Genomic DNA, 25383 nt, shown 5'->3' on the forward strand with positions numbered 1-25383 from the left:
CCTTGCTCGCTCATTGGGGGCGCCGAAGCTGCTCCTCCAGCTCGGCGTACGGTACGACCATCGGCGCGATGGCAAACTCGCCAGCCCTGGCGAATCGCAGTCGCAGGGGGAACGACTCGCCCGCCGCCGGCAGTCGCGACAGCTGCATGAGCATCACGTGGGTGCCGCCGGGAAGGAAAGAGACGGTCTCGCCCGGTGCCAGTGGCACGCGGTCCCGCATCTTCATAATCTGCTGTCCACCGCTTGGTTCCGTGGTGTGGATCATCGCGCCCGCCGCCTCGGGGCTCGACACGCTGACGAGGGTGTCGGCCGTGCCCGAGTTGGCGATGACGAGATAGACCGCGGCCTCGCTGGTGGAGGGTGGCGCCGGCATCACGGCCACCTGCACCCGGATGGCCGGACCTGTGACATCAGAGGTCGATGGGGTCAACTCGACGTTCTTGCCAGGGAGCGCGCTCCCCGGGTCGCTGGGCAGCTCGCCGCGCGCGAGCCGCGGCAGGTCCTTCGCCCAGTCCTCCTGCCGCACCCCCATGGGGTACTCGGTGCGGGCGAGTCCGTCGCGTCCGAAGGCGATGACCTGGGCCGCATGGCCCACGAGGTACGCGCTGGAGTCCGCCCCCGGGAGGAACTCCTTCTTCGCCGGGGCAATCCGCAGCGCGGTCTGGACGCGCGCCAGCTCGTCTACCGACCCTGCCAGTCCGATGAAGTCGCGATTGAAGGCACCCAGCCACGACTTGAGGCGCTCTGGCGTATCGCGTTCCGGGTCGGTCGTCACGAAGATGAACTGGATCTTCTCTCGCTCCTCGAACGGCATCTCCTTGAGCACGGCGGCAATGTTCGCGGCGTGCAGCGGGCAGACGTCGGGGCAGTGTGTGTAACCGAAGAACAACAAGGCCACCTTGTCGGCGGTCTCGAGCCGGAAGTTGAAGGGCTGTCCGTTGAAGTCGGTGAACGTGAAGTCCGGCTTCTCGACCGGGGGGCTCACGTAGACCCCCCGAAAGAGCGCCTCATCCTTGGGCGCTTCACCTCGGCAGCTGCCAAAAACGGCGAGGGCCGGGACGAGCAGGGTAAACAGGCGACGCATGCCGAAAGCTAACGGGCCGCGTCATTTCGGTTGCCGGCCCGCCCGCACGGGATAGGTTCCGCGCATGCGAATTCTCCCATCCCTACTCGCCGCGCTCCTCGTCACGACGGCGGCCTGCCGAGCCCCGGTGACCAGCACGATCATCCTGGTTCGCCACGCCGAGCGGCCAGCGGGGGCCGATCCGGACCTCAATGCGGCGGGGTATGCGCGCGCCGAGTCGCTGGCGACGGCGCTCGCGCGGACCAATGTGGACGGGGTGCTGCACACACAGTTCAAGCGCACCCTACAGACTGCTGCCCCCCTCGCGAAGTCGAAGTCACTGACCCCGGTGGTGGTGAGTGCGGCAGGGACGGAAGCCCAGCACGCCCAGGCGGTCCTGGCGGCCCTGGCGCCCTTCGTGGGGAAGACGGCGGTCTATGTCGGCCACTCGAATACCGTGCCCGCGGTGATCCAGGCGCTCGGCATCGCCCCGGCGCCGGCCATCGCCGACACGTCGTACAGCCACTTCTTCATCGTTCGCAAGCGCGGCCAGTCGGCTGAGCTGGTGCGTGTGCGCTACGGCAAGTGAGCGAGACGGTCCCGCGCCGTTCCACCGACGGGCCGTTCGAGATACGAGACTCGCCCATGCAGGGATTGGGGGCCTTCGCGATCGAGCCGATCCCCGAAGGGGTGCGGTTGGTGGAGTACTCCGGGCAGCGCATCACCCCGGCGCAAGCCGACGCGCGGTATCCCGACGTCGAAGGGGAACGGCACCACACCTACCTCTTCGCCATCGATGACGAGTGGGTGATCGACGCGGCGTTTGACGGGAACGACGCGCGCTGGATCAATCACTCGTGCGACCCGAACTGCGATGCGGTGGTCGAGGACGGGAAGATCTGGATCGAGACGATCCGGGAGGTGTCTCCGGGGGAGGAGCTGGCGTATGACTACGCGTACGTCCTCCCGGAGCGGCACACGCCGGCGGCCAAACGGCGGTATCCCTGTTCGTGCGGGGCGGCGACGTGTCGCGGGACGATCCTCGCGCGCAAGCGTTGAGCGCCGCCGTTGGGGAGACGTGTACCCCTGACTGCCGCGCCGCCGACCGAGCTCCCTCCCCGGCCGGCGGAAGACACTAACTGGTTGCTGCCTTCTTCTCCTGTTGGCGCCCGAGCCAGAGTCCGGTGAGCAACCACAACCCGGAGAGCGGGACGGCGACGATCGCCTCCATGCTGGTCGTGAACCCGAAGGCCTGCATGGCCGCGGTGGACCAGGCGCCGATCTGGTCGCCGAGTCGATAGACGAAGGTGTCGATGAAGTGCTTGGCCTTGTACTTGTCCTCGCGCGGGACAACGGTGTAGAGCACCTCGCGCGCCGGGCGTGCGACCGCGTATTCCCCCGATCGCCGCAACACCTGAAAGACGACGAAGACGGCGATCGTGGGCCACATGGCCAACGATCCGAAGCCGATCATCGAGAGGGCCGGGAGGAGGGTCAGCGTGAGGGCCACGCCGAGCGCGCGCACGATGCGCCCGGTGAGGAAGACCTGGGTGAACAGGGTCAGGGAGTTGACCGCGAAGTCCACACTGGCAAAGAACGATGTACGTGCTCCGGAGTCCGCGAACTCGCGATCGGCGATGGCAGCCTGTTGCAGGTAGAGCGTCGTGGAGCCGATCGTGTACAGGAGCATATACGCGCAGATCCCCAGCAGGTAGGGCGACTTGGCCGCCTGGCTGAGCCCGGCCCACAACGATCCACCAATCACCGCCTCGCTGCTGCCCGACTGCCGGGAGCCCAATTGTCCCTTGGCGGACAGTTGGTTGAGCTGCCGGACGGCATACGTGCTCAATTCGAGCAACGCCATCGAGATGAGCAGCAGGTTCACCGGGCGCAGCGGCTCGGCGAGCAGCGACGTGACGCCCGAGCCGACGATCCCGCCAAAGGTCCCGCCAAAGCCGAGGAAGCCGAAGAGGCGCTTCCCCTGCTCCGGCGTGAACACGTCCGTCATGAACGACCAGAAGTTCGAGATGACGAACAGGTTGAAGACCGCCGTCCAGACAAAGAACACGCGGCCGGCCCAGACCTGCTGCCCTTCCGGCAGCAGGTGCAGGAGGATGAAAAAGACGGCGAGGTTGCTGATGAAGAAGCGGTTCGCCCACGGGATGAATTGCCGGCGCGAGTACTTCATCACGAGCGCCGAGAATGGCGGATGGGCCGCGAACATCGCGACCATGGTCGCCGTGAAGAGCCACGGGATGTTCCGCGTGCCGCCGGCCACGGCCATCTCGTCCCGGAACGGGCGGATGATGTAGTAGCCGGACAGCAGGCAGAAGAAGTACACGCACGACCACAGCATCGCCGCGACTTCATTGGGACGAACGTCAACGACGCGCTGCAGCCAGTGCCGGTCCGTTCCGGTGGGAGGGGTGGTCATCGGTTCAGCCGTGCAGCTGGTGCCACTTCGCCAGCAACTCCTTTTCCCGCTCTGGCGTGAGGCCGGCCAGCATCTTGCCCTGTCGCTCGGCCGGCAACGTCTTGAACCAGTCGATCGTATCGCGGGCCGTCACGGCGAGGGGGCGGAAGGTGAGTCCCTGCGCCACCGCACGTTCGATGCTTACGCGACCCCACCCGTCGTTATCGTCACGGGGAGCCACCCAGGTTGGCATGTCGCTCCAGCCACGCACCGCGTGATCAGCAAGGAACTTGTAGTCCACCCAGGTGAGCTTCACGTCGTTGCTCCCGCTGCTGGCCGCGCGACAGCCGGCGAGCATCTCGCCGACGGTGAGCGGGGCGCGCGGCCCGGTCGCGTTGAAGGTCCCGATGATATGGTCTTCACACAGCCGGATGACCCATTCCGAGAGGTCGCGGGCGTCGATCACCTGGTCCGGGTCCTGTCCAGCCCCGGGGCACAACACCTCGCCGCCGCGGTCGATGCGCACCGGCCAGTAGCTGAACCGATCCGTCGGGTCATTCGGTCCGACGATGAGCCCCGGACGCACGATGGTCGTCTTGCCCGGGAACCACTTCTCGCACTCCTTCTCGGAGAGGACCTTGAGCGGGCCGTAGAGGTTGCCCCCGGCCTGCTTGATGGTCATCGGATCTTCTGCGCCGGTGTAGGCCGCCAGCTCGTAGGTCTCGTCCATCCCCGCCTTGCGATAGTGCGCATAGGTCGAGATGGTCGAGATGAAGACGTAGTGATCCGTGTTGCCCTTGAGCACCTGGCCGGCGTCGCGCACCCAGAAGGGGAGGGTGGTCGGGTTGTCGATCACCACGTCCCACTTCTTCCCCTTCAGGGAGGCGAGGTCGCCGGTCATCCGATCACCCTGCAGCTGCTCCACCGACTCAGGCAACCCGGCCTGGCGCCGACCGCGATTGTACACGGTGACCTTGTGGCCGCGGGCGACCGCGTAGCGCACCTGGTACGGTCCGATGAACCCGGTACCCCCGAGGATGAGGATCTTGAGCGGCTCGGCGCGCGGGTGCAGTTCCGCCCGTTCCAAAGCCTCGGCGAACGAACCGGCGCGTGCCAGTGACGGAGCCATCGCCGTGGCGCCGAGTCCGGCGACAGTGCGGGAGAGGAAATCGCGGCGGGATGACATAACGGGGAGGGGAGGAAGTCACACCGCGAGCCGGCTTTCGCGCGGACACGGCCAGACAAGACGGGCGAGCAAGGAGCGCTCCCGCCCCCGGCCGAAGCCAGGGGCCGACGGATCGCGGGAGAACCTACCTCCGGGGCCGGGAGGTCACTACCCTCCGCCGTGGTTGACGGTGAACGCTCCCGTGGTCTACCGTGAGCACGCGCCATTGGAGCAGCGAACCTCCACCGCCTCTACCCGCGCCACTTTCCGGGGCTGACCCGCCCCCTGTCCAGCGTTCTTCCGCCCCATCGACCATGCGCTTCAGACTGCCAGCACTCGCCGCCCTCGCGACCCTGACGACCGTCGGGGCCCATGCCCAGTCGACCCCAAGGACCAAGTGGGATTCGCTCGGCCGATCACTGCTCAAGGAACTGGTCGAGATCAACACGCAGGGCAGCAACGGCAGCACCCTGGCCGCGGCGCAGGCGATGGCGGTTCGCATGAAGCAGCTGGGTTTTGCGGACGCCGACGTGCGGGTCGTGGAGAACGCGCCGAAGAAGGGGAACCTGATCGTCCGCCTGCGTGGACGCGCGACGGGCAAGAAGCCGGTCCTGCTGCTCTCCCATATCGACGTGGTCGAGGCGAAGCCCGAGGACTGGACCCTGCCACCGTACCAGTTCACCGAGAAGGACGGCACCTTCTATGGAAGAGGGGTCGCCGACGACAAGGACGAAGGGGCAGCGCACCTGACGGTGATCGCGCGGATGAAGGCCGAAGGGTTCGTCCCCGATCGTGACATCATCGTGGCGCTGACGGCGGATGAAGAAGGTGGCCCGGCCAACGGTGTCGCGTACCTGCTCGAGAAACACCGCGACCTGATCGAGGCCGAGTATGCGTTCAATGAAGGGGGCGGCGGTCGGGTGAATGCGGCCGGCAAGTATGTGTCGCACGACATCCAGGCGAGCGAGAAGAAGTTCCAGATGTTCACGCTCGAGGCGACGAATCCGGGCGGCCACAGCTCGGTGCCGGTGAAGGACAACGCGATCACGGAGTTGTCAAAGGCGCTGGTGAAGCTGGGGGCGTATGACCTTCCGGTCCGGTTGAACGAGGTGACGCGGGCGTACTTCACGCGGCTCGCACAGACCGTTGAGCCATCGCTGGGAGCGGCGATGAAGGCGGTGGTCGCCAACCCCAATGATGCGGCGGCGGTGGCCAAGGTGTCGGAGGACCCGCGCTACAACTCGCAGCTGCGGACCAGCTGCGTGGCCACGATGCTGGATGGCGGGCACGCGCAGAACGCGTTGCCGCAGCGGGCACGGGCGCAGGTGAACTGTCGCATCCTGCCTGACGAGTCGCCGAGCTATGTGAAGGGGTTGCTGGAGCAGGCCATCGCTGGCACCAAGGTGTCGGTCACCATGCAGGGTGAAGCGCGCAACTCGCCACCGTCGCCGCTGACGCCCGAGCTGATGGGCGAGATCGAGCGGATCACGACCGAGATGTGGCCCGGGGTTCCGGTGATCCCGACGATGAGCACGGGCGCCACCGATGGCGTGCACCTGCGCTCGGCGGGGATCCCGGTGTACGGGGTGTCGGGACTGTTCTACGGCGACACGTTCGCGCACGGGATGAACGAGCGTATTCCCACCAAGGGGTTCTACGAGGGGCTCGAGTTCATGTACCGGCTGGTGAAGGGGGTGTCGTCCACGCGTCGTCCGGTTTCGTGATCCACGGCGGCCCTCGAGCCTGCGCGTTGAGCGAGTCGCGCATGTGGCGTCTCCATCGGCGCGACATCGCGTGAGCACTGGCGCACAATCTGTCCGGTCCGGAGTCATCACGGTCGCCGGCCGTGCCGCGCAACTCGTCCTCCAACTCGGGCTCGGGATCATCCTCCAGCGCATCCTGACGAAGGAGGACGTGGGGGTACAAGCGTACGTCTTTCCGGTGGCGTTGCTTGTGCAGAACATCGCCAACGGTGGATTGCAGAGCGCGATCATCCAGCACAAGAACCTGACGGCGGTCGAGTCGAGCGCGGTCTTCTGGGCGTCGTTGCGATGGAATGCGCTGCTGGCGGCGGCGATGGTGCCGGCCGCGGCGGTCCTGGCGCTCCTGAACGGGGATGCGCGGGTCATCCCGGTGGCGACGGTGTGGGCGGTCATCATCTTTGGGGCGACGTTCAGCGCCATTCCCGAGGCACTCCTCAAGCGGCAGTTTCGCTTTGGGGTCGTGCTGGGAGCCCACCTGGTGGCGCTCCTGGTGTCCATCGTGGTGTCGGTGCTGGCGGCACGCGCCGGGGCGCGGTACTGGTCCTACCTGATCCAGATGGCGGTCGTGGAGTTTGGTCGCGTGGGGATCATCTGGACCGTCAGCGGGTGGCGACCACTCCCGCTCGCGGCGCTGGGCACGGCGACACACGAGGCCGTGCACGAGCTTCGCTCGTATTGGCGCGGCTTTGCGGGGTCGCGCTTTCTCGGTTGGATGGGGGAGCAGTGCGACCGCCTCGCCGTCGGGGCCTTGCTCGGATTTGGCCCGCTCGGGCTGTATGACACCGCCAAGCGATGGGGTACCTTCGCGTTCATCGAGCCGTACCTGGCGCTGACCGAGGTCGCCATTGCGACGCTGAGTCGCGTGCGCGACGACCCCGCACGTTTTGCACAGTACGCGCGGAATTCCTTCCTCCCCGTGCTCGCGGCGTCCCTCCCGGTCGCTGGCTTCCTGTTCGCGGAGCCACTTGGCGTCTTGCATGTCCTGTTTGGTGATGAGTGGGTGGACTCGGCGCCCATGTTGCGGCTCATCTCGCTGGCCGTGGCCATCGCCAGCATCAGTCGCCTGGCGCAGTGGGTCTCGCTGGCCAGTGGGGGTGACGGTCCCCACCGGCAGCTCCGCTGGTCGTTTGTAACGACGCCCGTCTTCCTGGTGTGCGTCTTTGTGGGCGTTCGGTATGGCGCGGTCGGAGTCGCCGCGGGGGTGGCGGTGGCCAATGCCCTGACGTCACTCCCTGGTGTCCTGGTCCTCCTGGGTCCCACGCACGTGAGGGCACGCGCGGTGCTTCCGGTATGGCTAATTCCCATGCTCGCGAGCGCGAGTGCCGTGCTGGTGTTGCACCTCGCAGACGCGCGACTCCCCGACGCCGGCAAGCTGGGGGGGCTGTTGGTCCGCGGGTTCGTCTTCGTCGCGGTGTATCTGCTCGCGTGGGCAGTGATTCCCGGCGGTCGGGCCATGGTGCGGGCTGCGCGTCCCGGTGGCGAGGGGGCGCTCGGGGGATAGCTTGGGGCGTCGGTCTGTCACGCGTTCCCCGGAGTGCCCCATGCGCGGTCCAGTCATCGCCCTCGCCTTCGTCGTGCCCTCGGCGCTTGCCGCACAGGCTCGACCCATCGTGCCCGCCGCGGAATACGGCCGGTGGGAGACTCCCGGTGCCGCGGCGCTGTCGCCCAACGGCTCCTGGTTTGCCTGGACCGTCAACCGGGTGGATGAAACGACCGAGTTACGCGTCCGCCGCATGGATCGCGCGGCCCCGCAGGTGGTGGCGCAGGGTGGTGCGCCGGTGTTCAGCGTCAACAGCGCCTGGCTGCTTTACACCGTCCAACCAACGCCAACCGAGCGCGAGAAGCTCGAGCGGGAAAAGAAGCCGGTGCGGGGGACGACCGGCGTGATGGACCTGTCCAGCGGTGCCGAGCACATCCTGGGTGCGGCGACGGCCGCACGGTTCAGCGCGGATGGACGGTTTGTGGCCGCGCGCCTCCACCCCACGGATGCAAGCAAGCGCGACGCCGCGGATCTTCTGGTGCGCGACCTCACGGCAGGGACCACGCAGGTGGTCGGCAACGTGGCGGCATTTCAATGGGCCGAGTCGGGTGCGTTGCTTGCGATGACGCTGGAGACCGACGGAAACGCCGGGAATGGGGTCCAACTTCTGGATGCAGGGACGGGACGACTCGTGACCCTGGCGTCGTCGACGGAACGGTACCGGGCGATGTCGTGGCGTCGTGCGGCCGCAGACCTCGTGGTGCTGCGCAGCCAGGTACAGCCAGCCTTCCGGGACACCAACCATGTGGTGCTGGCCTGGCGCGGGCTGGGCAGCCCGGCGATGACGCCCTTGGTCCTTGATCCCGCGTCTGGCACTGCCGTGCCCCGCGAGCTGCGTGTGGCGGATGCCCGCGCCCCCGAGTGGTCGCGCGATGGCGCGTCGATCGTGATCGGCTTGCGGCCGCGCGATGCCCAACGAGACAGCGCCCGCAGCAGCGCCGCGGCGCCGAAAGCGTCGGACGTACAGGTCTGGCATGCGAGCGATGTGCGTCCGATCCCGATGCAGAAGGTGCAGGATGCGCAGGATGCGCGACGGACCCTCGCGGCGGTGTGGTGGCCCGCCGAGGGTCGCGTGGTTCGCATCCAGGATGACCTGATGGACCAGGTGACCATTGCCGAACAGGGGCGCATGGCCGTGGCGGTCACCACGTCGCCCTATCCATGGAACCAGATGTTCGGCCGTCGGCGCGTGGACGTTCACGCGATCGACCTGGTCACCGGGCAGCGACGTGTGCTGGGGGATAGCGTGCGCTTCACCGGGGGATTGAGCCCGCGCGGCACGTACTACGCCTTCTTCTCCGACGGTCGCTGGCGCATCGCGAACACCGCCACCGGCGCCGTGACAGCGGCCAACGTGCCGGGAGCCGACTTCCAGCAGCGTGACACCGACTCTCCAACCGACGAGTTCGGGCCGTTCGGTTTGGGGGGCTGGTCGTCGGATGAACGCTGGCTCTACGTGTACGACAGGTACGACATCTGGCGCATCGCGGCCGATGGCCAGACGGGGGCGCGCCTGACGAACGGCGTGGGCGAGCGGTTGGTGCACCGCTTCGCCCCGACGGCACCGTTCGGGCGCGGAAGCTCCACGATAGAGACGGGAAAGACCACCTGGATCTCCCTCACGGGGGAGTGGTCCAAGCAGGGCGGGTATGCGCGACTGCTCCCTAACGGCACCGTGGAGCGCGCGACGTTGGGCACTTTCTCACACGGCGGGCTGCTCAAGGCAGACAGCGTGGCGACGGTGGCCTTTACGCGTGAGAAGTTCGATGTGCCCCCGACCTGGTTTGTCGCAAGCACCGACCTGAATGCGGCGCGTCCCGCGGGGACGTTCAACGAATTCCGCGGCGCGCAGGCCTGGGGGCGCGCGGAGCTGGTTGAGTTCACCAGCGACTCCGGGCGGCGCCAGCAGGGGGCGCTCTACTACCCGGCGAACTACGATCCGTCGAAGAAGTACCCAATGATCGTGAACACCTACGAGCTGATGTCGCAGGATGTGCACCGCTTCATGGTGCCATCCGAGAAGACGTACTACAACCGCACGGTCTGGACGCAGCAGGGGTACTTCGTCTACACGCCGGACATCGTCTTTCGCTGGGGTGACCCGGGGCGTTCGTACATGGAGAGCCTGGTGCCGGCGGTGAAGGCGGTGATCGCGATGGGCGTCGTGGATTCGGCGCGCATTGGCCTGGTCGGGCATTCATGGGGAGGATACGAGGCGACCTACGCCCCCACGCAGACCAACCTCTTCGCGACGTCGATCGCCGGCGCGCCGATCACGAACTTCCTGTCGTTCGCCGGCGCCTTCCACTGGAGCGCCGGGATGCCGGAGTTCGACCACTGGGAGACGGGGCAGGGGCGGATGGTCAAGCCACCCTGGGAGGATTTCGAGGGGCACGTGCGCAACTCGCCCGCCGCCTTCGTCCACAAGCTGGAGCGCCCGATGCTGATGATGTTCGGCGACGCCGACGGCACGGTGGACTGGCACCAGGGGGTCGAGTTCTACAACTTCGCGCGGCGGGCCGGCAAGAAGGATTTTGTCATGCTGGTCTACCCCGGCGAGGACCACGGGCTGCGGAAGAAGGAGAACCAGGTGGACTATCATCGCCGCATCCTGGAGTGGTTTGGGCACTACCTGAAGGGAGAGCCGGCGCCGGAGTGGATCCGGCGCGGGGTGACCTGGCAGGAGCGCAAGGCGGTGGTGGCGAGCCCGGTGCCGGATGCGGGGAGGTAGGTGGTGGACGGGAGACGGGAGACGGTGTGAAGCGAGCGACCGAAAGACGACCTGGAATCAACCGCGAGGCGCGACGGGTATGAGCAGCAGCACGAGGGGCACGGGCAGTACGAGCAGCACGAGTGGCACGAGTGGCACGAGTGGCACGCGAGGGGGCCTCACTGGGTGCGTGGTAGCCTTCGCCTGCATGACGTTTGCTCAGGCTCTGCCGGCGCAGTCGGTGGGGACGCAGACCGACGGGGAGTGGCGGGTGCATCATCGCGACTACGCGGGGACGCACTACTCGCCGCTGGCGCAGATCGATAAGTCGAATGTCGGTCGGCTCGCGATCGCCTGGCGCTGGGCGCCGGATACGGCGGAGCGTCCGCCCGATGTGCGGAACATCTCCACGCCGCTGATGGTGAAGGGGACGCTATACTTCACGAGTGGGGTGAATCGCTCGGTCATCGCTGTGGACGCGGCGACGGGGGCGGCGAAGTGGCGTTGGGACTATGACGATGGATCGCGCACGGCCGTGTCGCCGCGGCGCAACTCGGGGCGCGGGGTCTCCTATTGGGCACAGGGCACCGACGAGCGGATCTATGTCACCACTCCCGGCTTTCGCCTCGTCGCGCTCGACGCAAAGAGCGGGAAGCCGGTGGCTGCATTCGGCGAGCAGGGTGTCGTCGATCTCAAGCGGCACCTCGGGGTTGAGGTCAACGTGGACTCGGCAGCCATTGGCTCGAGCTCGCCGCCGTTGATCTGGGACAACACGATCGTCATCGGCCCCGCGCTCGAGCTCGGGGGCCAGCCGCGCTCGCGTCGCAATGTTCCCGGGCGCATCATCGCCATCGATGCGCGGACCGGTGCCTTCAAGTGGCGATTCAACACGATCCCGGTGAGGGGAGAAGCCGGGAACGAGAGCTGGGAAGCCGACTCGTGGACCTACACAGGGAACGCTGGCGCCTGGGCGCCCCTCTCCCTGGACACGCGGCGCGGCTGGGTCTTCCTGCCCGTCGAGGGCGCGACCGGTGACTACTACGGCGGGCACCGCCCCGGGAACAACCTCTATTCCAGCTCGCTCGTCGCGCTCGACGTCCGCACCGGGAAGCGGCAGTGGCACTACCAGATCGTCCATCACGACATCTGGGACTACGACACCCCCACGGCGCCGATCCTCGCCGACGTGACCGTGGGTGGGCGTCGCCGCGAGGTCGTCATCCAGATCACCAAACAGTCGTTTGCCTACGTGTTCGACCGGGGCACGGGGCAACCGATCTGGCCCATCGAGGAGCGGGCGGTGCCCGTGAGCGACGTGCCCGGGGAACACGCGGCGCCCACCCAGCCCTTTCCCACGCGGCCGGCGCCGTACGACCGCCAAGGGGTGAGTCTCGACGACCTGCTCGACTTCACTCCGGAGATCCGCGCGAAGGCGTTGGAGGCGGTGAAGGGATTCCGGATGGGCGGGCTGTTCACGCCGCCCTCGCTCGCCAGTGCGCCGGACGGCACCAAGGGGATGCTCTCCCTCCCCGGCTCCGTCGGAGGGGCCAATTGGGAACACGGCGCATATGACCCGGAAACGGGGACGTTGTACGTCGGGTCATTCACCAACCTGGCCCTGTTGGCACTAGGCAACCAGCCGCAGCGCTCCGACATGAACTTCGTGCAGGCCGGCGGTCAGTTGCCATCGTTAGGCGAGGGGTTGCCGGTGATCAAGCCGCCCTGGAACCGGGTCACGGCGATCGACATGAACACGGGCGACCATCGTTGGATGGTGCCAGCCGGCGAGACACCGGACCGCGTCCGCAACCATCCCCTGCTGAAGGGATTGACCCTGCCGCCGCTTGGCGGCTTCACCCGCCCGGTCCTGCTCGCCACCAAGTCCCTGCTCTTCGTTGGCGAAGGCTCTGGTGGGGCTCCCATACTCAAAGCGCTGGACAAGGCCACGGGAGAAACGGTCTGGTCAACGCGTCTGAACGGGGCGGTCACGGCGCAACCCATGACCTACATGGTGAACGGGAAGCAGTACCTTGCCGTCTGGACCGGTGCGGCGAGGAACAAGCCACCCAGCGAGCTGGTTGTGCTTGCACTCCCGTAACGTTCCACGCGGATCCGGTACCTCGCCGGACCCCGCCCGTGTTCCACGCCTCGAAGCCCTCGATGAACCTCGCCGACGCCATTCGCACCCGACGTTCTGTTCGCCAGTTCACCAGCCGCCCGGTGACCCGGGAGGAGCTTGAGCAGCTAATTGCCGCGGCAACCCTCGCCCCGAACCACCGCCTCACGCAGCCGTGGCGCTTCTACGTCATGGGTCCGGAAGCGCGCCGGGCATACGGCGCCGTCCTCGGCGCTCGCAAGGCGAAGAAGATCGAGGATCCTGCCGCCGCACAGGCGATGATCGACAAGGTCGCCGCGGCTGGTGCGGCCCTGCCGGCACAGGTTGCCGTGGCGATGGTCCTCGCCGAGAACCTGGAGACGCGCGAGGAGGACTACGCGGCCACGATGATGGCCGTGCAGAACCTCGCGCTCACGGCAACGGCGCTCGGCCTGGGGACGCACATCAAGACGGGGGCGATCATGGAGGATCCGCGCGCGCGTGCGGCGCTCGGGGTCCCGGATGGAGAACGGATCGTCTCGCTGATCGACCTGGGCGAACCAGCCGAGCAACGTGAGCCCGTCGCGCGCCGCGCGGCTGCCGAAGTCACGGCCTGGTTGGCCTGAGCACCGTTGGTCGCCGGGTGACAGCAGGTCGCGCGGCTGTCACCCCTTTCGCACCGCGGACTCGCCCAGCACGGCAGTGATCGCCCGCCCCAGATCCTCTCGCTGGAACGGCTTGGCCAGCGCCGCCTGAAATCCCGCATCACGGAAGGCGGACATCGTCGGGTCATCCGCGTATCCACTCGCCACGATGGCCCGAGCATTTGGGTCGATGGCGAGAATCTCCGCCATTGCCTGCCGGCCACCCATGCCGCCGGGAATCGTCAGGTCCATGATCAGCAGGTCAAAGGGCATGCCCTGCGACAGGCGTTCTGCGTAGCGTGAAACGGCTTCGGCGCCGTCCGAGCACTCCTGCACGGCGTACCCCCAGTCCGCCAGCATGCGTTGGAGGACGCGACGGACCATCGGTTCGTCGTCGAGGACCAGGATGGTGCCCGCGCCGTCCGGCTGCTCCGAGGGAGCTGGTGGCGCGACCACTGCCCAGTCCACGCCCGCCGGAAACCAGGCACTGAACGTCGTTCCGGCGCCTTCGCGCGATGTCACGCGCAGCGTGCCGCCGTGCTGACGGCAGATGGAGTAGGCGGTCGCGAGCCCGAGTCCGTTGCCGCCGGCTTTGGTCGTGAAATACGGATCAAAGACTCGATGCAGCACAGTATCCGGAATGCCGGGGCCATCGTCCTCCACGTCGATGCGAACAAACTGCGCACTGTCTGACGCCCCTTCCGGCTCCAGTGTCCCGGCATGGTTCGACGCCCGCACCCGCACGTGGCCACGCCCGTCGGTGGCCTCGATCGCGTTGAGCACCAGGTTGGCGATCACCTGGCTGAATTGTCCGGCGTCGACACTTGCAGCCCAGAGTCCCTCAGGGATCTTCAGGTCCACGGCGGCCTTCACGCCCGCCTCGGCCAGCGCGACGGCGCCTGGCAACAGCTGTGCGATGCTCGTGGCTCGGCGCACGGGCTGTCCGCCCCGCGCGAAGGTGAGCAATTGTCGCGTGAGGCGGCTGGCACCCAGTGTCGCCAGTTCTGCCTGTCCGAGCAACTCGTTCCGTTGTTCGTCCGCGGCATTCCTGGCCAACGACACGTTGCCGAGGATCGCCATCAGGGCATTGTTGAAGTCGTGGGCGATCCCACCGGCGAGCACCCCCAGGGATTGGATGCGGTCCTCGCGCTCGCGTGCTTCGTCCTGACGGTGACGGTCGGAGGTATCGCGCACCGTGACCAGGAGGGAGGTCCGGCCGTCGAGTGCGACTTCGCTGCCGCGCACCTCCGTCCAGCACGTCTGCCCGGTTGCGTCGGTCCACCGGTCATCGAAGGCCATGGACCCGTCTCGCGGCGCATCCAGCAGGCGTGCGAGCGCGAGCCGGATGGGCTCGGCGGCGATGTCCGCCAGCGGCAGGGCTCGCACATCTGCCGCGAGATCAAGCAGCGATCGTGTGGGGCCGTTGAGGTCGATGACCGTTCGGCGCTCCCGATCCACGAGGAGGGTCGGAATGGTCGAGGACTGGAAGAGCGTGCGGTATCGCGCCTCGGATTCTGCGTGCGCGCGGCGCGCACGCCGCTTCGTCGCGTGCAGGACGCCGACCAGCATGAGGCTGCCGGCGAGCAGGGCGCTTGCGATCGACAGGCTGATCAGCCATCGGCGGCGAGACTCGGCCAGCTGTCGAACCTGCGTGAGGTCGCGTTCCCGCTCGCGCGTCCTGTACTGTGCCTCCATCTCCGCAATGCGCTGGTGACTCGCGCTGTCGAGGAGGGCTTGCTGCCGTTCGTGGAAGAGCCTAAACGTCGCGTACGCCCCGGCGCTATCGCCGGCGGCTGCCTTCGCTTGCGCGAGCAGCCCGAGCTGTTCGGCTTCGTCTATCCGGTTCTGGATCTCGCCCGCGAGCGCAATCGAGCGCTCGAAGAGTGGGATCGCGCTGCGCGGGTCGCCGGTTCGCATCCGCACCTTGGCGATCGCACCGATCGATCGCACCATCCCATCCTTGTCACCGATTTGTTCCCGCAGGGCGAGCGACTGCGTGAAGTAGTCGAGCGCGCGCGCCGGTTGGCCCAGATCTTCATAGGCACCGCCGATGTTGATCAGCTCCTTGGCCTCACCATAGGGGTTTCCCGCTTCGCGATCCATCGCCAGCACCCTCGTCAGGTACGGCAGCGCTTCCGCGGGCCTTTCCTCCTCGAGGAGGGCGAGCCCGATATTGTTCAGGGTGTTGGCGAGGTTGGATTGGGGGCCAAGTCGCTCGTGAATCGCGAGTGCCCGGCGCAACGCGTCGAGTCCCTCGGCCGTTCGCTCGAGATCGAGGTATATGAGGCCGATGTTGTTGTGCGATCGGGCGGCAGCGATTTCGTTCCCGAGTGAGTCGGAGATCCGCAGCGCCGCCAGGTACCCCTGGAGCCCGCGCTCGAGGTCGCCCATGGCGTGATGGATGGCCCCAACCAGAGACACTGCCCGGATCCACGTATCGGTGGCCCCTCCCGTGGCCAGGAGGTTGCGGGCACGTTCAGCGTGCACGAGCGCGGAGTCGTACCGTGCCATGCGCCATTCCACGGTGGCCGTCTGGTACATCGCCGCGCCCAGCGACGCGGCGCGTCCTGATGGGCGCGCGACCGCCTCCGCACGCTGCGCTTCGGCGAGGGCGTCCGGAAAATTGCCCTTGACCTCGAGGGCGTGGCTGCGCGAGGCGCGGATGCGGGCTTCCCACTCGACGGACGGGTGGGTGGCCAACAGCAGCAGTGCTTCGTTGGTGATGGCGAGCACGGTATCCGCTTCCTCACGGCGCTGCTCAGCGAGGTTCGCGAGCAGGGGGATGCGGGCGGCGCCCTGGGCGGCAGCCAGTCGGCGCGAAACTGACAGGTCGGCGGACGCCTGGTTCGCCGACGGTTGCGCCGTTCCGGTGACCAGGCCAACGAAGTTGAGCAACAGCCAGATGTGGCGCACAGACCGACTCCGCGTGACAGGGTACAAACAGCTCCCTGACCAGGATTGGTCGCACGCGCCTGCCTGTCGAGGTGGGCTAGGGTTCCTTACGGCCCGGGACAGGCGGTGTCGACGCCCGATTCTACCGGTTGGCCAACCGCGGGAGAAGGGGTGTACATCCCTCCCATCTTGGCGCACTCCAATGACTGGGCGCGCCGCTTGAAAGCCGTCGTCGACACCACGCGGCGATCGAAAAACGCCAGTTCCGATTGAAGGGGCCCGTTAGCTTGCTGCATGAAGAAAACCACACCGACGCCCGCAGCGACCTCCTTCGAGACCCTCAACCTTGATGCGAGGCTCTTGGAGGCGCTCGCCACGCTCGGCTACGAGGAACCGACCGAGATTCAGGCTCAGGCGATCCCGATCCTGCTCGAGGGCCGTGACCTGATCGGGCAGGCAGCGACCGGGACCGGCAAGACCGCGGCGTTTGCCCTGCCGCTCATCCAGCGGCTGTCGGGTACCACGCGACCGCCCGGTGCACCCGGCGCGCTGATCCTCGTTCCTACGCGGGAGTTGGCGATGCAGGTGGCGGAGGCGGTACATCGGTATGGCAAGGCGCTGGGGGTTTCGGCCCTTCCGATCTATGGCGGCGCGGCCATGGACGGCCAGCTGCGGGCCCTCAAGCGGGGCGTGGACGTGGTCGTGGCCACCCCGGGCCGCGCGCTGGACCACATTCAGCGCAAGTCGCTCAAGCTGTCAGCGTTAGGCACCGTGGTGCTGGACGAGGCCGACGAGATGATGGACATGGGGTTCGCCGAGGACCTCGAGGCGATCCTCTCGGCCACGCCGGCCGAGCGCCAGACCGTGCTCTTCTCGGCCACGATGGCGCCGCGCATCGCGTCGTTGGCCTCGCGGTACCTGCGGGACGCGGCCCGGGTGACGATCGCGCATGCGCCGTCCAACATGGACCAGGCGCCGCGCGTCCGGCAGGAAGCGTACATCGTGGCGCGGGCGCACAAGGTCGCCGCCTTGAGCCGCGTGCTGGACGTGGAGCAGCCGACGTCAGCGATGGTCTTCTGCCGCACGCGCACCGAGGTGGACGAACTCACCGAAGTGCTGGGTGCGCGCGGGTTGCGTGCCTCGTCCCTGCACGGGGGCCATAACCAGCAGCAGCGCGATCGGGTGATGGCGGCGTTCCGGTCCAAGGCGACCGACCTCCTCATCGCCACCGACGTGGCTGCGCGCGGGCTCGACGTGAAGCACGTGAGCCATGTGATCAACTACGACGTGCCGGCGGCGGCGGAGAGTTACGTCCACCGCATTGGCCGCACGGGGCGGGCGGGACGGGAAGGGGTGGCGATCACCTTCGCCGAGCCGCGCGAACATCGGCAGCTGCGGATCATCGAGGCGGAAACGCGCCAGAAGATCGTGATCAAGGCCGTGCCAACGGTCGCTGACCTGCGCGCGTTGCGCATGGAAGCGCTCCAGGCCAGCCTGCGGGAGGCGATTGTCGCGGCGAAGTTCGAGGGCTCGCGTCCTGTCGTGGAGCACCTGGCCGAGGAGTTCGACATCATGGACGTGGCCGCGGCCGCGGTGCAGATGATTGCCTCGCGCTACGGGGACGACACCGCCGAGGAGATCCCGGATCCCAAGGCACCGAAAGCATCCAAGGTGCGCGCCAACGCGCCGGGGCCGCGCGAGCGGCTGTTCATCGGCGGGGGTCGCAAGCTCAAGATCCGTCCCGGGGACATTGTCGGGGCCATTGTGACGCATACCTCGCTCGAGGCGCGGCAGCTGGGGTCCATCGTGATCCTGGACCGGCACTCGCTGATCGACGTGCCGGCCGATGCGGCCGAGGGGGTGGTTGCCGCCCTCACGCGCGCGGGGATCAAGGGGAAGAAGCTGGCGATCCGGCGCGACGTGAAGAAATAGGCGCCCGGCACGTGTCAGGCACCGGCTAGCACCAGTGTCTCGACGACCGCCGTGTGATTTCTCGAACGCGCCCACGCGAGTGGTGTCGCCCAGTCGGCGCCCGCGGCACGCACGCTGGCGCCGCGCTCCAGGAGCAGTGCGACCACGTCCTCCCGGCCCTGCCGCGCCGCCAGGCCGAGGGGAGTGGAGCGGAATTCGTCGTCGATCCGGTCCGTGGCGGCCCCGTGGTCCAGCAACAATCGCACTTTCTCCACGGTGCCCTTGAAGCACAGGTCGTGCAGCAGGGTCACGTTGCGCCAGGTGTGGTGGTTCGGGTCCATGCCGTTCGCCAGCAGGTGGGCAGCCATGTCGAGATGCTTGACGTAGTACTCCTTTGGCCACTTGGACATGGTGGGCACCGAGGCGCCATACCGCAGCAGGAGGTCGACCATCTGCCGATCGTTGGCGTTGGCAGGCGCGGAGAGGACGCCTTCGCCCCAGAAGAGGTCGGGGTCGGTGGCCAGAAACGGTCGGTCGCGGAGAAACGCCTCGACAGCCGCGTAGTCACCGCGGTCGACCGCGTCCTGGAATGCCCGCTGGTCCTCATTGTGGCCGCGCTCGATGCGTGCGGTGTCGCCCTTCGGGCGGAGCAGCGCCGGGTCCGCGAGGCTGGTCGTGAGGAACGCCTCGATCGCGTGCAGTCCGCGATCGTGCGCCACCGTCGGCAATGACTCGAGGAACGGGTGGGTGCGGTACGCGGGATCGATGCCGCCGCGCTGCACCAGGAATTGCACCACCTCAAGGTGCCCCTCGCGCACGGCAAGGTGCAGCGGCGAGGTGTAGTCGTACTGACAGGTCGCGAGTGCAGGGCAGTGATCGACGAGCCGACGGACGCGCGCGAGGTCGCCGTCGTGGCCGGCGACCAAGGTCTCCCACACGTCGGTGGTCGTCGAGGTCACACCATCGTGCAGCAAGATCGGTCGCGCGACACTCAGCTCCAACGGCTGTCGCATCGATGACCTGTGGCTACTTCCCCTGCACCACGGGGTTGCGGAGGATGCCGACTCCTTCCAGCTCCACCTCGACAATGTCACCCGGCTTCATCGCCTTCGTGGAGCCCGGGGTGCCGGAGTAGATCACGTCACCCGGCATCAGGGTGACGTACTGCGAGATGTAGCTGACGATCTCGCTGACATTGAAGATCAGGTCCTTCGTGCGCTGCGACTGCACGACCTCGCCGTTGAGGCGGGTCTGGAGCAGGAGGTCGTCGTAGTTGAGCCCCGTGACAATCCACGGGCCTAACGGTCCGAAGGTGTCGCTGGCCTTGGCACGGAACCACTGCAGGTCCTTCTGCTGCCAGTCCCGTTCGCTCACGTCGTTGCCGACCGTGACGCCGAAGACGTATGACTTGGCGTCTTCCTTCGAGACCTTCGACGCCTTCTTGCCAATGACGAGCACCATCTCGCCCTCGAAATGCAGGTTCTTCGCGTCGGGGGGTGAGACGATGTTCTCGCCGTGGGCGATGATCGAGGTGGGGTACTTGGCGAAGAGGCCGGGGTAGGCGGCCGCCGGGCGCTCGCCCAGGTGGGATTTGTAGTTGAGGCCCACCGCGATGACCTTCACCGGGTCGACCGGGGGGAGGAGCTTCACCGCCGACAGCTTGACGCTGCGGCCGGTTGGGCGCGGGTTGTTGAACAGGTCGCCGCGCAACTCGCGGATGTTTTCCCCGTCGATGCTCCCCAGGGTGGGTTGGCCGTTCTGCAGATAGCGGACGTAGCGGACCGTCTGGGCCGGCAGGGCGGTGGCGACAGCGAGGAGGGCAAGCAGCGTGATCGGGCGCATGGCGATCCGGAACGTGAGCAGGAAATGCTACCCGCCGGACGCGATCCGGGAAGGAGCCTCAGCGCGATTCCTTGCGATACAGCCAGATGCAGAGCGCAGCCGCCGGGAGCTCGAAGGCGAGCAGCTTCCACATGAAGGGGTCGAGTGGCCCGTCGAGGACGTGTCCGGCGAGTCGCGTGAGACCGAACCCGCCGAGGGCGAGGGCAGCGGCGTAGAGTCCCGGCGCATGCCAGGCGGGGCGATGGGCACAGGCGGCGAGGAAGAGGCCAAAGGCGAGGTCGAACCCTCCGTAGGTGGCGCGGAGGTCGGTCCGGGCCATGGCGGTCGGCAGGACGATACCGACGGACTCGGCCCAAGAGACGGGGACGGCGATGAATCCCACGCCGATGACGACGAAGATGAGGCCGGTGATGCCTAACGTGAAGCGCGCGGGCAAGGGAGAGGGGGCTGGTTGGTGGTGACTGGTGGCCGTGGAGCTGGAGCTGGGGGCTTGCGCGAGGAGCGGCAGAGGCACAACCATCGGTGCCGTCTGCCGTCTGCCGTCTGCCGTCTGCCGTCTGCCGTCTGCCGTCTGCCGTCTGCCGTCTGCCGTCTGCCGTCTGCCGTCTGCCGTCTGCCGTCTGCCGTCTGTATTTGCGTTCGCCGCCACCCCGACCGACTTCACGTGCTCTTCCACACCCCATCCCGCTTTCCCCGCGGCTTTCGCTGCGCGAGCCGAAATGTAGGGCTCAAGCCGTCGGACAAGGACCTGGCGGCGTTCGTCTCCGACGTGGATGCGGCAGCGGCGGCCGTCTTCACCCGAAACCACTTCCCGGGTGCGCCTGTCATCCTGGGCCGCGAGGTCGTTCGTGGTGGGGTGCTGCGCGCCATCGTGGCGAATTCCAAGTGTTCGAACGTGGCGACCGGGGACGAAGGCGTTGCCAACGCACGGCGGATGGCGGTGGCCGGGGCGGCGGAGTTTGATACGACGCCCGATCTCGTCCTCGTTAGCTCGACCGGCGTCATTGGGGTACCGCTTCCCATCGAAAAGATCGAACTCGGGATCGTCGGGATGGCTGCGGAGCTGCAGGACGATCCCCTCGTCGGTGCGACCGGGATCATGACGACCGATTCCCATCCCAAGACGATCTCCTGCGCGGTCCCCGGGTCCGAGGCGACGATCACCTGGGTGGCCAAGGGCGCCGGGATGATCGAGCCGAACATGGCCACCATGCTCGTCTACATCTTCACCGATGCGCGATTCACGGCGGCGGAGCTCGATGAGATGTTGCGCGAGGCGGTGCGCGACTCGTTCAACATGCTCTCGGTGGATACGGACACGAGCACGTCGGACACCTGTGTGATCATGGCCAACGGGCTCGCTGGCCACGCGCCACGCGCGGGGTTTTCGGCGGCGCTCACGCAGGGATGCATCAGGATGTCGGAGATCATTGCCCGGGACGGTGAAGGGGCGACGCGGATGCTGCGCGTGAGCGTGCGTGGCGCGCTGGACGAAGGCGAGGCACGTTTCGTCGCCAAGGCGATCAACAACTCGCCGCTGATCAAGACGATGGTGCACGGCGCCGATCCCAACGTGGGCCGCATCCTGATGGCGATCGGCAAGTGCTTCGACTGCACGATCGTTCCCGACCAGACCGATGCGTGGGTCAACGGGTTCCAGGTGGTGCAGGGCGGACGACGCCTGCCCTTCGATGATGCGGTCGTCCGCCAGTCGCTTTCGGCGGACGAAGTGCACATCGAGGTCGCGTTAGGCGTGGGAGAGGGGCAGGCGATGGCGTTCGGGTGCGACCTGACGAAGGGGTACGTGGAGGAGAATGCGGCGTACTACAGCTCCTGATCCGGGGGGCGCTGCGCCGGGCGGTCAACTGCCAGGGCGCGGCACGAGCAGCACGGGAGGCATTCGGGAGCACATTCACCCAGGCGATGAATACACGCGAGACCACGGTCGACTATCCGGGTGGGACGGTGACGGCGCTCCTGGATGCGCCGGCATCCCCAACGATGGTGTACGTCCTTGCGCACGGCGCCGGGGCCGGGAAGCACCACGCCTTCCTCGCCGACTTCGCCGCGCAACTCGTCGCGCGGGATGTCGCGGTGTTGCGGTACAACTTTCCGTACATGGATGCCGGCCGGAATCGCGTCGATCCGGTGGAGGTCACCAGCGCCGTTGTGCGCGCCGCGGTCGGTCGCGCGCAGGAGTTGGTCCCCGGCGTGCCGTGCATTGCGGGTGGCAAGTCGTTTGGTGGGCGCATGACCAGCGAGGCACAGTCCCGCGATCCCCTGCCCGAGGTCGTTGGCCTCGCTTTCCTCGGGTTCCCCCTCCATCCGCCCGACAAACCGGGGATCACGCGCGCCGAGCACCTGGGGAAGGTCCGCATCCCCTTGTTGTTCCTCCAGGGGGATCGCGATGAGTTCGCGCGGCTGGAGCTCCTCCAGCCCGTGGTCGCCACCCTGCCGACATCCACGTTGTCGTTGATCCCTGACGGGGACCACTCGTTCAAGGTGCGCAAGAAGCTCACGGGCATGGGTGCGACGGAGGTGATGAACACACTCGCGGCCAGGTGGTGTGAGTGGGCCGAGGCCATACAAACCGGATAGGTCTTGCGCCGGGGCCCGCGTGAGCGCAGACATGGCCCTGCCGTCTGCCGTCTGCGTTCTTCCGCCCCCCCCACGAACCCATGCGACTTCCCCTGTTCATCCTCGCGCTGTCACTCGGCGCTTGCCGCTCCTCCGGCCTTCCGAAGCTTCCCGCGTCTGTCCCGGTAGCTGCCGGGGAGGCCAAGACCCTGTATACGGTCCGGTTCATCGACGTCACGACCGGTTCCGGTAAGTCGGCCGCGCCCGACAAGTGCCTCTACGCCCACTACACCGGGTGGCTCACGGATGGGAAGAAGTTCGACTCCTCTCGCGACACCTTGCCCAACGGCCAGCCGCGGACTCCGCTGGTGTTCCGACAGGGCGCGCGTCAGGTGATCTCCGGATGGGACGCCGGTTTCGAGGGGATGAAGGTCGGCGGAAAGCGTCGGCTCTTCCTGCCCTACCAGGCGGCGTACGGCGAGAACGGTCGCCCGCCCACCATTCCGGCGAAGGCGACGCTGGTCTTCGACGTCGAGCTGATGGATGTGACCGATGCGCCCCCAATCCCGCAGGGCACACCGGCCAACCAGGTGCGTTGTCGCACCTGGGACCAGCGCTAGCCTGACGGCGCCGGCGGTCCCAGTTGGTGGTTCAGCTCACCGCCTTGGTCCGCTTGAGCACGTACTCCGAGAACCACTTGTCCTGCTCCACCTCGAGGTGGAGCCGATGCATGGGCTCGGTGATGCCGTGCCCTTCGCGTGGATACCGGAGGAATTCCACGGTCTTGCCGAGCTTCTTGAGCAGCCGGTAGTACTCGTCGGCCTGCGGGATCGGCACCCGCAGGTCGTTCTCCCCGTGCGTGATCAGCAGCGGCGTCGTCACCTTCGCGGCATGCTCGATCGGCGACCAGCGCTCATACGTCACCTTGCTCGCCGACGGGAGCCCCCCAAAGCCGAACTCCAGCAGGTTCGGGATGTCCGTCTGACCAAAGAAGGAATACCAGTCGGAGATGCCGGCATGGCCGATGGCCGCCTTAAAGCGGTTGGTCTGGGTGATCGTCCAGAAGGTCATGAACCCGCCGTAACTCCCGCCCATCACCGCCATGCGCGAGGAGTCGGCCACCCCCATGGCAATCACGCGGTCCACGCCCTTCATCAGGTCGGTGAAGTCCTTGCCGCCCCAGTCATTCGTGTTGGCATTGCTGAACGCGAGCGTCCGCCCGGAGGAGCCACGCGGGTTCCCTTGCAGGACTGCGTAACCGCGCGCCGCCCAGGTCTGCGCGCTCTGGTTGAAGTTGGCGCTGAACCGCCCGTGTGGCCCGCCGTGCACCTGCAGGACCAACGGGACGCGCTGGCCGGGCTGATAGTCGAGCGGATACGTCAGGATCCCCTCGATGTCCCAGTTGTCTGCCCCCTTCCAGGTCAACGGCTCCGCGCGCGCGACGCGGAAGCCGTCTAGGGCGTTGTGTTGGGCGAGGATGCGCGTCGGTTGGGCGCCGTCGGTTCCGGTCACATACACGATTCCGGGATCAGACAGCGTCCCCCCGGTGACGACCCACTTCGCGCCATCGGCCGTCGCACTGAAGTTCCCGTAGACGAAGTCCTTGCCAAACGAGACCTCCTGCGGCTTTCCTCCATTGGGCGACACCTTGTAGAGCTTCGACGTCAATCCTTCGGCTGTCGAGAAGTAGAGGGTTTTGCCGTCGGGCGACCAGTCAATGTCTGCCACCGAGTAGTCGAGGTCCGCCGTGAGGTTGCGCGGCTCGCCGCCCTGCGTGCTGATCACCTTCACGTCCGTCTGGTCGGCCGAGGAGTTGCGACGATCGCTGGACGCGTAGGCGATCCACTGCCCATCAGGTGAAAACCGCGGACCATTGTCCGGGCCGGGGTTCGTCGTCAGCTGGCGGGGCTCACCACCATCGGTGGAGACCAGGTACAGGTCGCTGTTGTTGCTCCAGTTGGCGTCGCGGATGGTGAGATTGCTGCGATTGCTCGAGTACACCACCCACTTCGCATCCGGGGAGAACGCCGGGCCGTTGTGGTCGAACTCGCCCTTGGTCAGCTGTTTCTTCGTGCGCGTGGCCAAGTCAAACATCCACACGTGCGTGTACGTCAGCTTCTTCTCGGCGTAGTACCCGTCGTCCTTCTTCTTGACCTTGTCGTCCCATTCCTTCTTGTCCGGTCGCTCGGTGGTTTCGGTGTAGACCAGGCGCGTGCCGTCCGCGGAGAACTGGCCGCCGGTCGGGATGCTGTCGCCCTCCACGAGCTTGACGGCCTCGCCGCCTCCCGGGTTGATGACATACCAGGCGGTGCGAGTCTCGCGATTGGATGTGAAGGCGATGCGCCCATCGGGAAGGAACCGCGGATTGCTCTCGCCACGCGCCGAGTTGGTGAGCTGGTAGGTGCGGCCTCCCTGGAGTTCGTGCAGCCAAATGTGGGAGGTGGCCGCCCAATCCTTGGGGTCGCGGTCGGTGCGCGTGAACAGCACCATCCGGCCATCCGGCGAGATCTGGTAGCCGCCGTAGGTCGGGCGCGCGAGCATGTCGCGCAGGTTGATGAGCTTGGGCGCCTGCGCCGCGAGGGAACTGGCGAAGGCGAGGGTCGAGAGGCCGAGGAGGGTCAGGCGGCGCATGGGCGTTTCCGTTGGGTCGAGGCTCTCGCGAAGCTGCAGGTGGGGACGGGCGTGCGCAACGGTTTCCGTGCCCAACGGGTGCCCTAGCGAAACGTCACGCCCAGGCACTAGTTGATCCCAACGTGAACCGGGCGAAG

The 25383-nt window shown here is 67.2% G+C and carries 19 protein-coding genes; 11 read left to right on the forward strand and 8 right to left on the reverse strand.

All coding sequences use genetic code 11. The features are described from left to right. Positions 1 to 10 precede the first annotated feature (10 nt). Positions 11 to 1084, reverse strand: a complete 1074-nt coding sequence (locus IPK85_21500; protein ID MBK8249941.1) for an SCO family protein — start codon at positions 1082 to 1084, stop codon at positions 11 to 13. A 64-nt stretch (positions 1085 to 1148) separates the two neighbouring features. On the opposite strand from IPK85_21500, the gene IPK85_21505 reads away from it, so the two are divergent. Together IPK85_21505 and IPK85_21510 are read left to right on the forward strand one after the other, a co-directional pair. Then, the gene (locus tag IPK85_21505; GenBank protein ID MBK8249942.1) at positions 1149 to 1652 is read left to right on the forward strand and encodes a histidine phosphatase family protein; all 504 of its coding nucleotides are present in this window, start codon (positions 1149 to 1151) and stop codon (positions 1650 to 1652) included. Between the two features lie 41 nt (positions 1653 to 1693). Next, complete coding sequence (locus tag IPK85_21510) at positions 1694 to 2122, forward strand: SET domain-containing protein-lysine N-methyltransferase (GenBank protein MBK8249943.1); 429 nt, start codon at positions 1694 to 1696, stop codon at positions 2120 to 2122. Positions 2123 to 2198: 76 nt separating this feature from the next. On the opposite strand, the gene IPK85_21515 is transcribed toward IPK85_21510, so the two are convergent. Continuing rightward, entirely contained in the window at positions 2199 to 3497 is a 1299-nt protein-coding gene (locus IPK85_21515; GenBank protein ID MBK8249944.1) for an MFS transporter, read from the reverse strand. A gap of 4 nt (positions 3498 to 3501) precedes the next feature. Then, on the reverse strand, positions 3502 to 4662 hold the full coding sequence (locus IPK85_21520) for an epimerase (protein ID MBK8249945.1): 1161 nt from the start codon (positions 4660 to 4662) through the stop codon (positions 3502 to 3504). Between the two features lie 293 nt (positions 4663 to 4955). Between IPK85_21520 and IPK85_21525 the strand changes: the two genes are divergently transcribed. The 5 genes from IPK85_21525 to IPK85_21545 all read left to right on the forward strand — a co-directional run bounded on the left by IPK85_21525 (position 4956) and on the right by IPK85_21545 (position 13375). Then, on the forward strand, positions 4956 to 6365 hold the full coding sequence (locus IPK85_21525; protein ID MBK8249946.1) for a M20/M25/M40 family metallo-hydrolase: 1410 nt from the start codon (positions 4956 to 4958) through the stop codon (positions 6363 to 6365). Positions 6366 to 6435: 70 nt separating this feature from the next. After that, entirely contained in the window at positions 6436 to 7905 is a 1470-nt protein-coding gene (locus tag IPK85_21530; GenBank protein MBK8249947.1) for an oligosaccharide flippase family protein, read from the forward strand. 40 nt (positions 7906 to 7945) lie between these two features. Continuing rightward, a complete protein-coding gene (locus tag IPK85_21535) occupies positions 7946 to 10675 on the forward strand; it encodes a S9 family peptidase (protein ID MBK8249948.1) in 2730 nt (909 codons plus the stop codon). A gap of 187 nt (positions 10676 to 10862) precedes the next feature. After that, positions 10863 to 12752 carry a PQQ-binding-like beta-propeller repeat protein gene (locus tag IPK85_21540; protein ID MBK8249949.1) on the forward strand — a complete coding sequence of 630 codons (1890 nt, stop codon included), beginning with the start codon at positions 10863 to 10865 and terminating at the stop codon, positions 12750 to 12752. A 38-nt stretch (positions 12753 to 12790) separates the two neighbouring features. Beyond that, a complete protein-coding gene (locus IPK85_21545) occupies positions 12791 to 13375 on the forward strand; it encodes a nitroreductase (GenBank protein ID MBK8249950.1) in 585 nt (194 codons plus the stop codon). Between the two features lie 39 nt (positions 13376 to 13414). Here the strand turns inward: IPK85_21545 and IPK85_21550 are convergent, their stop codons facing one another. Continuing rightward, a complete protein-coding gene (locus IPK85_21550) occupies positions 13415 to 16306 on the reverse strand; it encodes a tetratricopeptide repeat protein (protein ID MBK8249951.1) in 2892 nt (963 codons plus the stop codon). Positions 16307 to 16579: 273 nt separating this feature from the next. Between IPK85_21550 and IPK85_21555 the strand changes: the two genes are divergently transcribed. Then, on the forward strand, positions 16580 to 18217 hold the full coding sequence (locus tag IPK85_21555) for a DEAD/DEAH box helicase (protein MBK8249952.1): 1638 nt from the start codon (positions 16580 to 16582) through the stop codon (positions 18215 to 18217). 14 nt (positions 18218 to 18231) lie between these two features. Here the strand turns inward: IPK85_21555 and IPK85_21560 are convergent, their stop codons facing one another. Genes IPK85_21560 through IPK85_21570 form a run of 3 tightly spaced genes read right to left on the reverse strand, consistent with a single transcriptional unit; the run spans position 18232 to position 20474 of the window. Next, positions 18232 to 19209 carry an ankyrin repeat domain-containing protein gene (locus tag IPK85_21560; GenBank protein MBK8249953.1) on the reverse strand — a complete coding sequence of 326 codons (978 nt, stop codon included), beginning with the start codon at positions 19207 to 19209 and terminating at the stop codon, positions 18232 to 18234. 13 nt (positions 19210 to 19222) lie between these two features. Then, positions 19223 to 20038, reverse strand: coding sequence for a fumarylacetoacetate hydrolase family protein (locus IPK85_21565; protein MBK8249954.1), 816 nt, complete (start codon positions 20036 to 20038; stop codon positions 19223 to 19225). Between the two features lie 58 nt (positions 20039 to 20096). Then, the gene (locus IPK85_21570) at positions 20097 to 20474 is read right to left on the reverse strand and encodes a DUF4345 domain-containing protein (GenBank protein ID MBK8249955.1); all 378 of its coding nucleotides are present in this window, start codon (positions 20472 to 20474) and stop codon (positions 20097 to 20099) included. A gap of 228 nt (positions 20475 to 20702) precedes the next feature. On the opposite strand from IPK85_21570, the gene argJ reads away from it, so the two are divergent. From argJ to IPK85_21585, 3 genes are all read left to right on the forward strand, one after another. Then, positions 20703 to 21875, forward strand: a complete 1173-nt coding sequence (gene argJ, locus IPK85_21575; GenBank protein ID MBK8249956.1) for a bifunctional glutamate N-acetyltransferase/amino-acid acetyltransferase ArgJ — start codon at positions 20703 to 20705, stop codon at positions 21873 to 21875. An 86-nt stretch (positions 21876 to 21961) separates the two neighbouring features. Beyond that, positions 21962 to 22636: an alpha/beta hydrolase gene (locus IPK85_21580; GenBank protein MBK8249957.1), complete on the forward strand. Its 675-nt coding sequence runs from the start codon at positions 21962 to 21964 to the stop codon at positions 22634 to 22636. An 80-nt stretch (positions 22637 to 22716) separates the two neighbouring features. Further along, on the forward strand, positions 22717 to 23235 hold the full coding sequence (locus IPK85_21585) for an FKBP-type peptidyl-prolyl cis-trans isomerase (GenBank protein ID MBK8249958.1): 519 nt from the start codon (positions 22717 to 22719) through the stop codon (positions 23233 to 23235). Positions 23236 to 23266: 31 nt separating this feature from the next. On the opposite strand, the gene IPK85_21590 is transcribed toward IPK85_21585, so the two are convergent. Beyond that, positions 23267 to 25246, reverse strand: a complete 1980-nt coding sequence (locus IPK85_21590; GenBank protein ID MBK8249959.1) for a S9 family peptidase — start codon at positions 25244 to 25246, stop codon at positions 23267 to 23269. Between the last annotated feature and the right edge of the window lie 137 nt (positions 25247 to 25383).

Source organism: Gemmatimonadota bacterium, assembly GCA_016712265.1.
Lineage (GTDB): Bacteria > Gemmatimonadota > Gemmatimonadetes > Gemmatimonadales > Gemmatimonadaceae > RBC101.

What these genes read in the sequence shown, in the direction of transcription:
- IPK85_21560 (MBK8249953.1), bottom strand. Translation starts at nt 19,209, where the DNA reads ATGCGACAGCCGTTGGAGCTGAGTGTCGCGCGACCGATCTTGCTGCAC.
- IPK85_21565 (MBK8249954.1), bottom strand. Translation starts at nt 20,038, where the DNA reads ATGCGCCCGATCACGCTGCTTGCCCTCCTCGCTGTCGCCACCGCCCTG.
- IPK85_21505 (MBK8249942.1), top strand. Translation starts at nt 1,149, where the DNA reads ATGCGAATTCTCCCATCCCTACTCGCCGCGCTCCTCGTCACGACGGCG.
- IPK85_21515 (MBK8249944.1), bottom strand. Translation starts at nt 3,497, where the DNA reads ATGACCACCCCTCCCACCGGAACGGACCGGCACTGGCTGCAGCGCGTC.
- IPK85_21585 (MBK8249958.1), top strand. Translation starts at nt 22,717, where the DNA reads ATGCGACTTCCCCTGTTCATCCTCGCGCTGTCACTCGGCGCTTGCCGC.
- IPK85_21525 (MBK8249946.1), top strand. Translation starts at nt 4,956, where the DNA reads ATGCGCTTCAGACTGCCAGCACTCGCCGCCCTCGCGACCCTGACGACC.
- IPK85_21540 (MBK8249949.1), top strand. Translation starts at nt 10,863, where the DNA reads ATGACGTTTGCTCAGGCTCTGCCGGCGCAGTCGGTGGGGACGCAGACC.
- IPK85_21580 (MBK8249957.1), top strand. Translation starts at nt 21,962, where the DNA reads ATGAATACACGCGAGACCACGGTCGACTATCCGGGTGGGACGGTGACG.
- IPK85_21520 (MBK8249945.1), bottom strand. Translation starts at nt 4,662, where the DNA reads ATGTCATCCCGCCGCGATTTCCTCTCCCGCACTGTCGCCGGACTCGGC.
- IPK85_21590 (MBK8249959.1), bottom strand. Translation starts at nt 25,246, where the DNA reads ATGCGCCGCCTGACCCTCCTCGGCCTCTCGACCCTCGCCTTCGCCAGT.
- IPK85_21535 (MBK8249948.1), top strand. Translation starts at nt 7,946, where the DNA reads ATGCGCGGTCCAGTCATCGCCCTCGCCTTCGTCGTGCCCTCGGCGCTT.
- IPK85_21500 (MBK8249941.1), bottom strand. Translation starts at nt 1,084, where the DNA reads ATGCGTCGCCTGTTTACCCTGCTCGTCCCGGCCCTCGCCGTTTTTGGC.
- IPK85_21555 (MBK8249952.1), top strand. Translation starts at nt 16,580, where the DNA reads ATGAAGAAAACCACACCGACGCCCGCAGCGACCTCCTTCGAGACCCTC.